The following is a 13,384-nucleotide window of genomic DNA, read 5'->3' as shown; positions in this document are numbered from 1 at the left end:
TGTCAATTAGGATGAAGGTGAAGGTGTATGGCTTACGGGAAAATACCGGATTCTGTCATTGAAGCGGTGCTTAAGCACCACGATATTGTAGAAACGGTCGGAAAGTACGTTCACCTCTCGAAGCACGGGAAATACATGAAGGGGTTATGCCCGTTTCATTCAGAGAAATCCCCGTCATTTACCGTAACTCCGGAGAAAGGTATCTTCTACTGCTACGGGTGCGGCAAAGGCGGCAATGCGATCAAGTTTATCGAGGAAATCGAAGAATATTCTTTCCCCGAAGCGGTTCGCATCATGGCGGAAGAAGCGGGAATTCCAATCACGTGGTCAGGCGCAGCGGAACGTACGAATACGGAAGACGGCGGCGACCGCGACACGCTGATTGGAGCGCATGAGCTGGCGGCGAAGTTATATCATTATTTGCTCATGAACACGACGCACGGACAGCCAGCGCTGCAGTATTTACGCTCACGCGGTGTGACGGACAAGCAGATTGATCATTATATGATCGGTTATGCTCCTCCTGAATGGGACACTTTAGCCCGGTTTCTGGAGAAGCGGGAATACAATCTCGCGCTCATGGAGAAGGGTGGGCTTCTCATTGGCAAGCAGGACAGAAGCGGCTACATTGACCGATTCCGCGACCGGGTTATGTTTCCGATCTGGAACCGTGACGGTAAAGTAATCGCGATGGCCGGCAGGATGCTAGGTGAAGGTCAGCCTAAATATTTGAACTCCCCGGAGACCATGCTATTCAACAAGAGCCGCAATTTGTACAACTTCCATTATGCCCGCGTGTCGATGCGTAAGAATCGGCGCGTTATATTGTTCGAAGGGTACATGGATGTCATTAAAGCATGGAGCGCTGGGGTCGAGAACGGCGTTGCTTCCATGGGGACGGCACTGACAGACGAGCATGCTTCACTACTGGGGCGCAATGCTGATGAAGCCGTGCTTTGTTATGACGGTGACAACGCTGGACAAGCAGCAGCGCTGAAGTCCATTCCGATTTTGGAGCGAGCCGGAATGCGCGTTCAGATCGCGATGCTGCCTAAAGGCATGGACCCGGATGAATTTATCGAGAAACATGGTGCTCTTGCATTCATGCGTGAAACGATTGAACATCCCGTGTCTGCTACAAAATTTAGACTACTATATGCGAAGAAAAACCATATACTCCTAGAAGAAGAAGGACAGAAAGACTACTTGCTCGAGGCTGTTGGCATTATTGCTGCTCTCGATTCTCCTACCGAGCGGGAGTTTTATTTAAAGGAGCTGTCCCGAGAGTTCGATATGTCTCTGGATTCATTAAAGCAGGATGCCTTCGAGAGGCGGCAGCAGCTGCAAAAAATGAAACCGCCAAGGGATAATAACGATAATTCGTGGAATAATGGTAGGAATGAAAACCGTGAGAACCGTCGTACGTCCTCAGCGCCGCCCGTTTTACCTGCGTATCAAGTAGCTGAGCGCAAGCTTTTAGCCCAGATGCTGCAGGACTCGGATATCGCGAATACGGTACATCAAAAGCTTGGAGAAGCTTTTAATGTAGAGGATCACGCAGCGCTTGCTGCTTACTTATATGCTTATTACGCCCAAGGACATGATCCGGATGTAAGCCGGTTTATCGCATCGCTCCAGGATGACCGCCTTGAACGGACAGCCGCTTCCATTCTGATGATGGATGACGACATTCCATTCGATGAGCATCTGCTCGCCGATTATGTGAATGAAATTAGGAAAGTGCCAAAGTTTCGGGAAATTGATCAGTTGAAGGAAACTATGGTACGAGCGGAACGTTCCGGGGACATGTTGAAAGCGGCACAAATTGCAAGTGAGATTATCGCCCTAGAGAGACAGCTAAAAGGTCGGCAGGATGATCGTTTCTAGGGAGGAGGGAGTCGGAATATGGCGAATGATCAACATACTGAACTGGATACTGAACAAAAGCTGGAACTCGTCAAGGAACAGCTGATTGAACATGGGAAGAAAAGATCCTCCTTAACGTACAAAGAGATCATGGAGAAACTGTCCCCGTTTGATCAGGATCCGGAACAAATCGATGAGTTCTTCGAGCAGCTCGATGATATCGGCATTGAAGTGGTAAATGAGAACGACGATGATCATCCGATGGGCAATCGTGATGAACAGGAGCGCGAGCAAGACGACTTCAATTTCGATGATGATTTGGCACTACCGCCTGGCATCAAAATCAACGATCCGGTTCGCATGTATTTGAAAGAAATCGGACGTGTGCCGCTGTTGTCGGCTGATGATGAGGTGGAACTGGCCAAACGGATCGAGAACGGTGATGAAGAAGCGAAGCGCAGACTCGCTGAAGCAAACCTGCGGCTGGTCGTTAGTATTGCGAAACGTTATGTTGGACGAGGAATGCTGTTTCTCGATCTTATCCAAGAAGGCAATATGGGTCTTATCAAAGCAGTTGAGAAGTTCGATCATACCAAAGGCTACAAGTTCAGTACGTATGCAACTTGGTGGATCAGACAAGCGATTACGCGCGCAATTGCTGACCAAGCTCGTACTATTCGGATCCCTGTTCATATGGTGGAGACGATTAATAAGCTCGTTCGTGTATCCCGTCAATTGCTGCAAGAGCTAGGCCGCGAGCCAAGCCCAGAAGAAATTGCGGCTGAGATGGACCTGAGCACAGAGAAAGTACGCGAGATTATGAAGATCGCACAAGAGCCGGTATCGCTCGAAACTCCAATCGGGGAAGAAGACGATTCGCATTTGGGTGATTTCATTGAGGATCAAGAGGCACTTGCGCCAGCAGATGCTGCTGCGTATGAGCTCTTGAAGGAGCAGTTGGAGGACGTGCTGGATACGCTCACGGAGCGTGAAGAGAACGTGCTGAGACTCCGCTTCGGTCTTGATGATGGTCGTACTCGTACACTGGAGGAAGTAGGCAAAGTGTTTGGCGTTACCCGTGAACGGATTCGTCAAATCGAAGCGAAGGCACTCCGTAAGCTTCGCCACCCGTCCAGAAGCAAACGTTTGAAAGATTTTCTTGAATAAATGAAGGGACCTTTCTGCTAAGGCAGCGAGGTCTTTTTTCCATCAGTCAGCCTTATTGGCTGAAGTCACTTTCACACCGTCTACATATACCATCATGAGAGAGGATTTCTGGACGATATGGATCAAGAACGCCGCAAAACAATCGTAAAAGAAATTGAGCATTGGCAGCGCAGCAAACTGCTTCCGGATCAATATTGCGACTTTCTGCTCAACTTGTATTTGGATGAAGGACAGGCTCGATCTCCGGCTACTTTCGCAGGTAGAGCGGCAGTTGTCGTGAAAGCGGCAACGGTGAAACAGTGGCTTCTTACATTTGGAATATTTTCCTTAATTTGTTTTGTTGTTCTTTATTTTAACGAATTTCATCCGCTATTGCAAATTGCACTGTCGATTACTGGCGTACTCGTACTGCTCTCCATCGGGCAGAAATATCGTGAACGCAATGAGTCTGTAGGGCTTGGATTGGTTGGTGCAGGCATGTTGCTGATGCTCGGTGCGGGCTTGTATATGCTGCAGCTGCATGAGCTTCTTGCTTGGGGTTGGAAGGCAGGACTCCTCGGTTTATGTTCGATCTGCTGGATCGCATTCGGCATCGGGGCTCGTATCCCGCTGCTCCACTTATGCGGCTGGATGGCGTCATTCCTCGTCTACGCGTGGCTGCTGTCGAACAATACGGCTTCGCCGCGCTGGTTCGAAATTCAGCTATACTGGCTGCCTGCCTCCTTCGTCTTTGGCTGGTGCAGCTGGTTCTTCCACAGATGGACAAGACCTGTTGCGTCGATACTGTTCGTCGCTGCGGCACTGGCTTGGTTCATGCCAGAGCTTTATTCCGCGGTCTTCTTGAAGGAGCATGTCGGGTTACAACTACAGCTTATGGTCAAAATTATAGCGGGAGGCGCTGCATTATTCTCGCTTCGAAAACAATGGATTGCGTGGGTTGCTTAAAATGATTAAATTGTCTAAACGATTGCAGCAAATTGCTGATTATGTTGCTACGGGTTCGCGTGTTGCCGACATCGGCTCGGATCATGCGCTGCTTCCGGTTTATTTGCTGCAAAGCGGAAAATGCCCGTCTGCCATCGCAGGCGAGCTGAATACGGGGCCTTTCCAAGCGGCCAAGCGTCAAACTGCCGAGGCTGGACTTACGAAAGCAATTGATGTCCGCCAAGGCGACGGGCTAGCTGTGTTAGCTCCGGGTGAAGCCGATACGGTGACGATAGCCGGTATGGGCGGCGCGCTAATGGCTGAAATTCTGGAGACAGGCCGGAAGGCAGGCAAGCTCGAAGGCGTTAAAGAGCTCGTGCTGCAACCGAATGTCGGAGAAGAAATTGTGCGCAAATGGCTTACGGCACATGGTTATGTGCTGCAGAACGAAACGATACTCGAAGAAGATGGACGCATTTATGAAGTCCTTCATGCGCTGCATAGTGCTCATAGTGTAGCAGGCAAGTCTGTAGAGGATGTCTATAACGCCGGGTTCTTAGCGGCTAAGCTGTCCGAAGAGGCCAAGCATGAGTGGCTGTACCGGATGGGACCGTACTTGCTGCGCAGCAACGAAGAACTGCTGCATAACAAGTGGCAGCACGAGCATGGCAAGCTTGCGCGGATTTCCAAACAGATGGAACAGTCGGATCTTGCCGAATCCCGTGACAAGCAGGCTCAGTTGAAGCAAGAGATGGATACCATTCAGGAGGTGCTGTCATGTTTGCGAACGGCCAAACCGTTATCCAGCTCCTAGAACAGCTCGCACCGAAGCATATCGCGATGGAGAATGACAAGATCGGCTTGCAGCTTGGCACCTTGCAAAAGGAAGTCAGCAAAGTGCTGGTTGCACTCGACGTGACGGATGAGGTTGTCGATGAGGCGATTGCCATTGGCGCTCAGCTCATCATCGCGCATCATGCGATTATTTATCGTCCGCTAGCGAAGCTTGATACTTCGACTCCAACAGGCAAGCTGTATGAGAAGCTGATCAAGAACGATATTGCCGTCTACATCGCACATACGAACCTGGACGTCGCAGATGGCGGTATCAATGATTGGATGGCGGATATGCTTGGCATTCCGACAGAAGGCCGTGCATCGCTTGAGGATGTACATACGGACAAGCTGTATAAGCTTGTCGTCTTCGTGCCGAAGAGCCATCATGAGCAGGTGCTGCAAGCGATTTGGAACGCTGGGGCAGGCCGAATCGGCGGCTACAGCCAGTGTAGCTTCAACATTGACGGAATAGGCACCTTCAAGCCTGGAGACAGCGCTCAGCCCTTTATCGGCGAGCAAGGCAAGCTGGAGCGGGTAGAGGAAGTGCGCATCGAAACGGTTGTACCGCAGAGCGTACACCGTAAAGTCGTTCAAGCGATGCTGAAGGCGCATCCGTACGAAGAAGTTGCTTATGACCTGTATCCGGTTGAGTTGAAGGGCCGTGTCTTTGGTCTAGGCCGAGTAGGGAAGCTCGCAGCCTCTGTGAAACTTCGCGAGCTCGCGGAGAAAGCGAAGGTAGCGTTCGATGTGCCTGCGCTGCGTGTCGTTGGCGATTTGAACCGGGATGTGCGCAAAATAGCGGTGCTTGGCGGCTCTGGCAGCCGATACGTGCGCCATGCTTTATTTGCTGGCGCAGATGTGCTTGTAACAGGCGATATCGACTATCATACGGCGCATGATGCGGCGCAAGCTGGCCTTGCGATCATTGATCCGGGCCACAACATCGAGAAGCTGATGAAGCCGCGGCTTGCGGATTGGTTGCAGGGCGAATTGCAGCAACGCAAATACGCGACTGAAGCGATTGCGTCAACGCTGAACACAGAACCTTTTCAATTCCTATAGAGGAAAAGTTTCAAGCTTGAGCTTTTGCCTCGTTCTTAGTATACTGTGTTGTACACGGAAAGTTTGACAGACAATCGCTGGCGGCTTTGCCGCGAGAGGAAAGTCCGGGCTCCGTAGGGCGAAGATGCTGGATAACGTCCAGTCGGCGCGAGCCGAAGGATAGTGCCACAGAAATGGACCGCCGATGGCTCAGCTGCAAAGCTAAGCACAGGCAAGGGTGGAACCGTGGTGTAAGAGACCACGAGGACCATTGGTGACAATGGTGCTGGTAAACCCCATCTGGAGCAAGACCGAGAGAACGTATATGCCCTTGCCCGGGGCGCGTTCGGGTGTGTCGCTTGAGCCGATTAGCAATGATTGGCCTAGATAGATGATTGTCGCTTCATAAGTGGGAGGGTAGCCCCCGTTTGACCACGCGAAGTACAGAACCCGGCTTACGGCAAGCTTTCCACAAGCTCAAATAACCCGCAAGGCATTATGCCTTGCGGGTTATTTCGTTGTTTGTTCCGGTTCTTCGTTCGTGCTGCTATTCGCTATTCGTACTGGCTCGCGATCTGAGCGAGCCTACGTTCTACCAGAGCAGGGAATTGCTGCAGCGACAGCTTGGATTGCTTGGCAGCTTCCAGAGCGCGGACAATATCAATTTGCCCGTAGCCAAAATATTTGTCCTTGCCTTTGTTGCCGAGATCCTTGGCTGACTTGCGCATGATATCCATCACCTCGACGTTCGTGAGGTCTGGATTGATGGAGCGGATAAGCCCCGCGAGCGCTGCGACATGCGGGCTGGCCATTGAAGTGCCGGAGAGCGCCGCATATTGGCTGCCTGGGTACGTGCTGGCGATGCTCATGCCCGGAGCAGCAACGTCGATATAATCGCCGTAGTTGGAGAACGGCGATCTAGTTCCGTCCGAGTTCGTTGAAGCGACTGCGAAGACTTCCGGGTAGGCTGCAGGATAGCCTGGCCGCTCCGTATTGTCATTGCCGCTTGCTGCGATGAGCACGACGTCATGATCATACGCATACTTGATCGCATCGTGCAGGAATGCCGCTTCTGCGTAATTGCCAAGGCTCATGTTGATGACTTTGGCGCCATGATCCGTTGCCCAGATTACGCCTTCCGCGACGGTATATGTGGAGCCTGCTCCGCTGTTATCGAGAACTTTGACCGGAAGAACTTTGTTATACCAGGTTAGACCTGCAACACCTTCTCCGTTATTTACAGCTGCTGCGATAATGCCGGAGACGTGCGTGCCATGCCCTACATCGTCATCTGGCGGTGCATCGGAGGAGACAAGATTGGTTCCTTTCGCAAGCTTGCCTTTCAAGTCCGGATGATCCAACTGCACGCCGGTATCCAGAACGCCGATAAGAACGCTGTTGCTTCCTTTGGATACATTCCAGCCTTTCTCAGTCTCAATGACCGGCAAATTCCATTGGTATTCCGAGTAGAGCGCATCGTTCGGAATAATGCCGGAGCTGCTCGAAGTTTTAACATCGTTCGTCATGTATAGATAATGCGGCTCAGCATAAACGACATGCCACGTATTGTTGAAATACCGGATCATGTCATCGGCTTCCATAGCACGCGAACGGAACACATACGTATAGCCGAGCTTCTTCACGGACAGTGCTGTAATGTCGAGCTTAATACGAGCGAGGTCGTCCACCGACGGCTCCTGACGGAATTTAACAACAACTTCGTTCTGATGATAGTGGCTGGCATTGCCGTTATCTTCACCTGTCTTCACCGTAATGTCGACCGTTGAGTTCGGCTTTACGGATTCGATCTTATACTTGCCTTCCGCAGGATAAGGAACGAGCCTCATATTGCGCCGCTGATGGCTTTCAACATGGGTCACGATATCTTGGAGCAGAATGCCGACAATTCCATCGCCTTTGTCTCGCGCATCCGGCTCGCCAATGACCATGTAACGATGGCCGTTCGTCTGGATCGGTGCGGAAGCATAAGCCTGTCCACGAAGGACATGCTCGCGAGCGAGTGCAAGCGGCTTAACAAGCTCTGTTTGCTTCGGCTTAGTCCCTTCTGATATAGATTGCCCTTGATGGCGCCACCATACATAGATCATCTGTTTGTGCATGCTCATCAGATGCTTGAGATGGGCTTGATTCGTTGTATGAGACGCTTCGTGTTTAATCAGCTTTTGGAAATTTTTTGCGCATTCCGATCTGCACAGCAGAGCAGTCGCTTCCATGTCCCGCTGCACCGTTAGGAGCTTCATCTGTTTTTCTTTATGGACAGACATCGTTCGAAGCTCGGACTTCTCCTCCTTGGTTGCCTTATCTGGACCGCTGAACCATGGGGTTAGCGGAATGAGCAGGGCAAGAGCTGCCAATACGGCAAACAAGCCGATCCACTTCCGTCGCGTCATCGTAATTCCTCCTTGAGTAGCTTGCAGCACACTGTATGTCTTAGAGTAACGAAGCTTGAGGGAAAATATACGACTGTCTTGCGACAGAAGGCAGTACCATCTGTTCTCATTTTGTGGTACGATGTTCATGATTTTAGATTGTTTGCGATGATGAAAGGGGATCTACCATAATGCCTTCGACTAACGTAAAAGCGATTAGCGAATCCACACGAGAAAAATTAAAACTTGCGGTCGGCCATTTGGAGACGTTTCTGAACCAGTATGCGCTTCCTCAACTAACTTCAGAAGATCAAGGAAACGATTCCGAGCTTTTCTATAAAGGTTTGTTGGCTGATCTACGCCATATGCTTGTGTTCTCTGAAGTTGCGTATGAGAAACTTGGTGTAGCGCTGCGCCGTCCTAATTTCGATACGGATTTTGCAGAGCGTGGACTATATGACGTGTATCATCAATGCGTTAATGCATTCTTTTATCCGAAGAACGAATGTTATTCCGAAGATGGACGTTACGCTTACACTGGACAAGACGCGATTCGTTTCCGCAAGAAGCCGATTCGTGCAGCTCGTGATATCGTACTTACGATCTCCAAAATTTTCGAAGAGCTTCGTGATGATCTTTCGTACTACGAAAGCGACTATATGACTCAGCGCCGTATGCAGGGTCAAAAATAAGGAAAGCATATTACACCCCCGGTGCGGGCAACTTGATACCGGGGGTGATTTTTATGCCGAAGGGCGTAAGCTGCAGTGTGGCCAACTGTTCATTCTGGAAAGACGGAAACCAGTGTGGTGCGAGCAAAATCGAAGTCGACATCGATAGCCACGCAACTGCTCATTTTGGTGCTGAGTTTGCTCAGGAAGGCTTTGGCGGAGAGCATCATGATTCCGCGAAGTCGAGTGCATCGACATGCTGTCATACGTTTAAACCGAAGGGGTGAGCGTGGATGGAGCGTGAATCGGAAGGGCATAATTTGCACAGTCCGCATGATGACACATCAACGAATCCTTTGTACCACCCAGACATGAATGCGTATAACGAAGAATATGCAGCTGAAATCGCTGTGCCGCGTTCCGTCAACACCATCTATCCCAATCAGGACCGCTATCCCAGCACTGAGCGGGTAAGGCTGACAAACGAGGCTGTGCGAGAAACCAAATCAGCCGGCCGGGCAACCGGATGGGCAGGGTTCATTATCGCAATTCTCTCCTGGATTGTATGGCCGGTCCTGCTTGGCGCAACTGCAATTGTTCTTGGCTTTATTGCTTACCGGCAAGGTGCGAGAGGGCTCGGCGTATGGTCGATTACGCTCGGCTTCATCGCAGCTGCAGCTTACTTGGTCCTCGTTCCCATTTATTATGCAATAACGTAGTGAAGAAAATGGTGATGCAGCTTGGGCTGAGTCACCATTTTTTTTGTTGTTGAGGGTGAGTCGGTGAGTGAGATAGCGCCGAACTAGCGATTGGTAAGTTTGAGAGAACGTATACGTTCTCTCGGCCGGGAAATTTGCTGACTGGGGGCTGGGAGAACATATATGTGCTCTCAGGAGGAAATTGGTTCTCACGTGCCTCGGCATTTTGTCCGAGAGCGTGAAAAGCCTCTCTCAGCCAGCAAAAAAGCTCAAACAGGCTCATGATAGCGGAAAAACCTCTCTCAGGCTCATGAGAGCGGAAAAAGCCTCTCTCACGGAAAATTCCCTCTTTGTGGCGAGCGTGAGCATCTAACGCAGAGCAAGCACGAGTTCAGTTAGTCAGTTAGCAACAGGAACGTACCCGTCGATCCAGTCCACCCTATCTGCTATAGGACTAATGTCTTACTGGCGATTCTAGTGAAAAAGATGTAAAATGGTGATAACTATTGTCGAACTCACTAGATTCATGGAGGTACATCATGAGCATTGATCCGCGCATTATGAAATCGCTGCTCCAGCTGCAGCTCATGCCCAGCTTGGATTTGAACGGAAATGACAACGTACTGTCAGCTACAACCGGACCAGACGGCTCGTCTATGTTTGATACGCTGCTTCAGCAATATATGACTGGCGGCGCTGGTATGACGACAGGGGACTTGAACGGAGACAACTCCTCAGCCCTTGGATCACTTTCGCTTGGCGCACTCGGCGGTCTTGCACCGATGATCACAAACACGGATGACGTCGACAACGATTCCACAAGCAGTACACCTACTGACTATGAAGCAATGATTAATGCGGCTGCTTCCAAATATGGCATTGATCCTGCGCTAGTTAAAGGCGTTATACATACAGAATCGTCGTTCAACCCGAACGCAGAATCTTCCGTAGGGGCGAAAGGACTTATGCAGCTGATGGATGGTACAGCTCGCGGTCTTGGCGTCAGCAATTCCTTTGATCCGCAGCAGAACATTGAGGGCGGTACGCGTTTCCTGTCTTATCTGCTTAATAAGTACGATGGGAACGTACAGACAGCACTCGCTGCATACAATGCAGGTCCGGGCCGAGTAGATCGCTCGGGGATTACTGGGGCTGCGAATTTTGAGGATCTTGCGCATCTGCTTCCGAAGGAAACACAGCGGTACGTATCGAAGGTATTGAACGCGACGGACAAATACAGTACTACCACTTAGATTTGCTAATTCAGGAAACAATACAAAGATCACGGAGAAAAGCTGGCTCATCTCGAAGCAAGCCTAGCCTCTCTTCCGTTGATCTTTTTCATTTGTTCAGCAGGAGAGGAAGCTTGAACCATGTATTATTTTGACCACGCCGCGTCGACGCCGCCGCATGAAGACGTCATCAAGGCGATGGCGGAAGTGATGGCGAAGCATTATGCGAATCCGTCCTCGCTGCATAGAAGCGGGCATGAAGCGGGCAACTTGCTTGAGCGAGCCAGATCGGTCATCGCATCGGCGGTCTTTAAGGGTACAGATCCGAAGGATTGGATCTTCACCTCCGGCGGAACCGAGAGCAACAACCTTGCGATAACAGGAGCTGCCCGTGCTTACAGCAAGCGGGGCAAGCATATTATAACGACCGCGATCGAACATCCATCGGTTTACGATACGTGCCTCGCGCTCGAGCGGGAAGGCTTCACGGTAACGATTGTTCCCGTTGATTCAGATGGCGTTGTCCAAGTGGACAAGCTTGAACAAGCGATAACCGATGAGACCATTCTTGTCTCCGTGATGCATATCAACAATGAGACTGGTGCGATTCAGCCGATCAGAGAGATTGGCGCACTGCTGAAGCAGCGCAGAACGACTCTATTTCACGTTGATGGTGTTCAGAGCGTGGGCAAGGTCCCGCTAGATTTGCGAAGCTGCGGCATTGACCTGTTCTCGGCGTCTGCCCATAAAGTGAACGGGCCGCGCGGTGTTGGACTTCTGTATGTGCGCGACGGCGTCATGCTGGAGCCGCTCTCCCATGGAGGCAGTCAGGAGCGCGGACAGCGCCCCGGCACCGAGAACGTCGCAGGCATCGTAGCAGCAACCAAAGCATTCCGGATGGCGGTTGAGAGCCAGCCTGAGCGGGCAGAGCGAATGTACGTCCTCAGGGAGCGGCTGCTGGCTTGCATCGCAGAGATCCCGGAGCTTATTGTGAACGGCAGCGCAGACCATACAGCAGGCGTCTCAGCTCCGAATATCGTTAATTTCTCATACCCCGGCATGAAGCCGGAAGTGATTGTGCATATGCTCGAGAAGCATCGCATCTTGGCATCCACGAAGTCCGCTTGTTCTTCGAAGTCCGACGATCCAAGCAGAGTGCTGCTCGCAATGGGGGCGTCAAGAGAACGTGCTGCAAGCGGCATTCGGATCAGCTTCGGCGATGAGCATGGCGCTGCCGAGCTGGAATGGCTATGCCGGATGCTTCGAATGGTCGTTCAAAAGTTAAAACCGCTCGAGCGGAAGGAGTGACGAAGGCACAATGAATCCGGATATGATCTTAATCCGTTTTGGCGAATATACGATTAAAGGAAAGAACCGTGGCAAGTTTGAGAAACGGATGCTGCTGCACGTGAAGCGAGCTATCGCATCCTATCCGGCTATCCATGTTCAACAAGCATTCGGCCGTATTTATTTGGAGTTGAATGGAGAGCCCTATGCTGAAATCGCAGAGAGGCTGAAAGATATTTTTGGCATCGCATCCTTTAGTCCGATTCGTAAAATCGTGAGCGATCTCGAGGAGATCCAAAGGACAGCAGTTGAAGTTATGCAGTCGCTCCCGAAGCAACCGGCAACTTTCAAGGTCGCTGTTAAGCGAGTGGACAAGAAGTTCCCGCATGATACCCAAGAGCTCAACCATTTGGTAGGCGGGCATGTGCTTAGAGCATTCCCTGGGCTTAGAGTGAACGTTCGTGAGCCTGAGGTCGAGCTGCGCATCGAAATTCAGCCGGAAGGCACGTACGTGTTCAGCGAGGTTGTACCGGCGGCTGGCGGCTACCCCTATGGAACGAACGGCAAGGCGGTGTTGCTGCTCTCAGGCGGCATTGACAGCCCTGTAGCAGGCTATATGGCGATGAGGCAGGGTCTGGAGCTGGAAGCGGTGCATTTCCACAGCTACCCGTTCACAAGCGAGAAGGCGAAGGAGAAGGTGATCGATCTCGTTCGGAGACTATCGCACTACAGCGGCGTACCCATCAAGCTTCATCTGGTCTCATTCACGGATATCCAAACAGCGCTCGCACAGACCGATCGAGACCCGCTTATCATTACCCTTATGCGCCGTTCGATGCTTCGCATTGCAACCATGCTTGCCGAGAAAGTCGATGCCCTCGGCATCGTTTCAGGCGACAGCTTGGGGCAAGTGGCGAGCCAGACGCTCAGCAGCATGAATGTTATCGGCCGGACAACGGAGCTGCCGCTTCTGAGACCGCTGCTGACGATGGACAAGAATGAGATTATTCGAATTGCGCGTCAGATTGACACGTTCGAGACATCGATCTTGCCCTATGAAGATTGCTGCACATTATTCGTACCAAAGTCGCCAAGCACGAATCCGAATCTTGCTCTAGTCGAGCAGTGCGAGGAATCGATTGCAAATCTCCAAGAGATGATTGCGGAGGCTGTTGCAACAACCGAAGTGATGAGGATTTCACCGGAGAAGCCGAATGCTGCCGAAACGGTTGGCGAGGATAGTTGGTTCTAGATAAATAAAAAAAGCAGGG

12 protein-coding genes and 1 other RNA gene are annotated in these 13,384 nt (G+C 51.2%); 12 read left to right on the top strand and 1 reads right to left on the bottom strand.

Annotated elements, in window-relative coordinates:
- The first annotated feature begins 27 nt into the window (after positions 1-27).
- The 6 genes from dnaG (at position 28) to rnpB (ending at position 6,308) form a co-directional block, all read left to right on the top strand.
- Positions 28-1,887, top strand: a complete 1,860-nt coding sequence (gene dnaG, locus AC0YNX_RS12740) for a DNA primase (RefSeq protein ID WP_475816032.1) — start codon at positions 28-30, stop codon at positions 1,885-1,887.
- An 18-nt stretch (positions 1,888-1,905) separates the two neighbouring features.
- Entirely contained in the window at positions 1,906-3,033 is a 1,128-nt protein-coding gene (rpoD, locus tag AC0YNX_RS12735; RefSeq protein ID WP_116187488.1) for an RNA polymerase sigma factor RpoD, read from the top strand.
- Positions 3,034-3,150: 117 nt separating this feature from the next.
- On the top strand, positions 3,151-3,978 hold the full coding sequence (locus tag AC0YNX_RS12730) for a hypothetical protein (protein WP_475816031.1): 828 nt from the start codon (positions 3,151-3,153) through the stop codon (positions 3,976-3,978).
- Between the two features lies 1 nt (position 3,979).
- Positions 3,980-4,771, top strand: coding sequence for a tRNA (adenine(22)-N(1))-methyltransferase (locus AC0YNX_RS12725; RefSeq protein WP_475816030.1), 792 nt, complete (start codon positions 3,980-3,982; stop codon positions 4,769-4,771).
- Positions 4,735-5,856, top strand: a complete 1,122-nt coding sequence (locus AC0YNX_RS12720) for a Nif3-like dinuclear metal center hexameric protein (RefSeq protein WP_475816029.1) — start codon at positions 4,735-4,737, stop codon at positions 5,854-5,856. The genes AC0YNX_RS12725 and AC0YNX_RS12720 overlap by 37 nt, the downstream gene beginning before the upstream one ends.
- A 58-nt stretch (positions 5,857-5,914) precedes the next feature.
- Positions 5,915-6,308, top strand: an RNA gene (rnpB, locus tag AC0YNX_RS12715) — RNase P RNA component class A.
- Positions 6,309-6,389: 81 nt separating this feature from the next.
- Here the strand turns inward: rnpB and AC0YNX_RS12710 are convergent.
- Positions 6,390-8,246 carry a S8 family peptidase gene (locus AC0YNX_RS12710; RefSeq protein WP_475816028.1) on the bottom strand — a complete coding sequence of 619 codons (1,857 nt, stop codon included), beginning with the start codon at positions 8,244-8,246 and terminating at the stop codon, positions 6,390-6,392.
- A 170-nt stretch (positions 8,247-8,416) separates the two neighbouring features.
- Between AC0YNX_RS12710 and AC0YNX_RS12705 the strand changes: the two genes are divergently transcribed.
- The 6 genes from AC0YNX_RS12705 to thiI all read left to right on the top strand — a co-directional run bounded on the left by AC0YNX_RS12705 (position 8,417) and on the right by thiI (position 13,365).
- Positions 8,417-8,917 (top strand): YpuI family protein, encoded by a 501-nt coding sequence (locus tag AC0YNX_RS12705; RefSeq protein ID WP_475816027.1) that lies wholly within the window; start codon positions 8,417-8,419, stop codon positions 8,915-8,917.
- A gap of 53 nt (positions 8,918-8,970) precedes the next feature.
- Complete coding sequence (locus tag AC0YNX_RS12700) at positions 8,971-9,183, top strand: DUF1540 domain-containing protein (protein ID WP_475816026.1); 213 nt, start codon at positions 8,971-8,973, stop codon at positions 9,181-9,183.
- Positions 9,184-9,189: 6 nt separating this feature from the next.
- On the top strand, positions 9,190-9,615 hold the full coding sequence (locus AC0YNX_RS12695; protein WP_475816025.1) for a hypothetical protein: 426 nt from the start codon (positions 9,190-9,192) through the stop codon (positions 9,613-9,615).
- Positions 9,616-10,133: 518 nt separating this feature from the next.
- Positions 10,134-10,847 (top strand): lytic transglycosylase domain-containing protein, encoded by a 714-nt coding sequence (locus AC0YNX_RS12690; RefSeq protein ID WP_475816024.1) that lies wholly within the window; start codon positions 10,134-10,136, stop codon positions 10,845-10,847.
- Between the two features lie 120 nt (positions 10,848-10,967).
- The gene (locus AC0YNX_RS12685; RefSeq protein ID WP_475816023.1) at positions 10,968-12,134 is read left to right on the top strand and encodes a cysteine desulfurase family protein; all 1,167 of its coding nucleotides are present in this window, start codon (positions 10,968-10,970) and stop codon (positions 12,132-12,134) included.
- Positions 12,135-12,144: 10 nt separating this feature from the next.
- Positions 12,145-13,365, top strand: a complete 1,221-nt coding sequence (gene thiI / locus AC0YNX_RS12680; RefSeq protein ID WP_475816022.1) for a tRNA uracil 4-sulfurtransferase ThiI — start codon at positions 12,145-12,147, stop codon at positions 13,363-13,365.
- The last annotated feature ends 19 nt before the right edge of the window (positions 13,366-13,384 follow it).

The organism is Paenibacillus sp. J31R98, from assembly GCF_056269245.1.
This window is presented reverse-complemented; position numbering and strand designations above follow the sequence as displayed.

Bases quoted from the DNA above. Each gene is read 5' to 3' on its own strand.
- dnaG (WP_475816032.1), top strand. From the start codon at position 28: ATGGCTTACGGGAAAATACCGGATTCTGTCATTGAAGCGGTGCTTAAG.
- AC0YNX_RS12730 (WP_475816031.1), top strand. From the start codon at position 3,151: ATGGATCAAGAACGCCGCAAAACAATCGTAAAAGAAATTGAGCATTGG.
- AC0YNX_RS12700 (WP_475816026.1), top strand. From the start codon at position 8,971: ATGCCGAAGGGCGTAAGCTGCAGTGTGGCCAACTGTTCATTCTGGAAA.
- AC0YNX_RS12690 (WP_475816024.1), top strand. From the start codon at position 10,134: ATGAGCATTGATCCGCGCATTATGAAATCGCTGCTCCAGCTGCAGCTC.
- AC0YNX_RS12695 (WP_475816025.1), top strand. From the start codon at position 9,190: ATGGAGCGTGAATCGGAAGGGCATAATTTGCACAGTCCGCATGATGAC.
- AC0YNX_RS12705 (WP_475816027.1), top strand. From the start codon at position 8,417: ATGCCTTCGACTAACGTAAAAGCGATTAGCGAATCCACACGAGAAAAA.
- AC0YNX_RS12710 (WP_475816028.1), bottom strand. From the start codon at position 8,246: ATGACGCGACGGAAGTGGATCGGCTTGTTTGCCGTATTGGCAGCTCTT.
- rpoD (WP_116187488.1), top strand. From the start codon at position 1,906: ATGGCGAATGATCAACATACTGAACTGGATACTGAACAAAAGCTGGAA.
- thiI (WP_475816022.1), top strand. From the start codon at position 12,145: ATGAATCCGGATATGATCTTAATCCGTTTTGGCGAATATACGATTAAA.
- AC0YNX_RS12685 (WP_475816023.1), top strand. From the start codon at position 10,968: ATGTATTATTTTGACCACGCCGCGTCGACGCCGCCGCATGAAGACGTC.
- AC0YNX_RS12720 (WP_475816029.1), top strand. From the start codon at position 4,735: ATGTTTGCGAACGGCCAAACCGTTATCCAGCTCCTAGAACAGCTCGCA.
- AC0YNX_RS12725 (WP_475816030.1), top strand. From the start codon at position 3,980: ATGATTAAATTGTCTAAACGATTGCAGCAAATTGCTGATTATGTTGCT.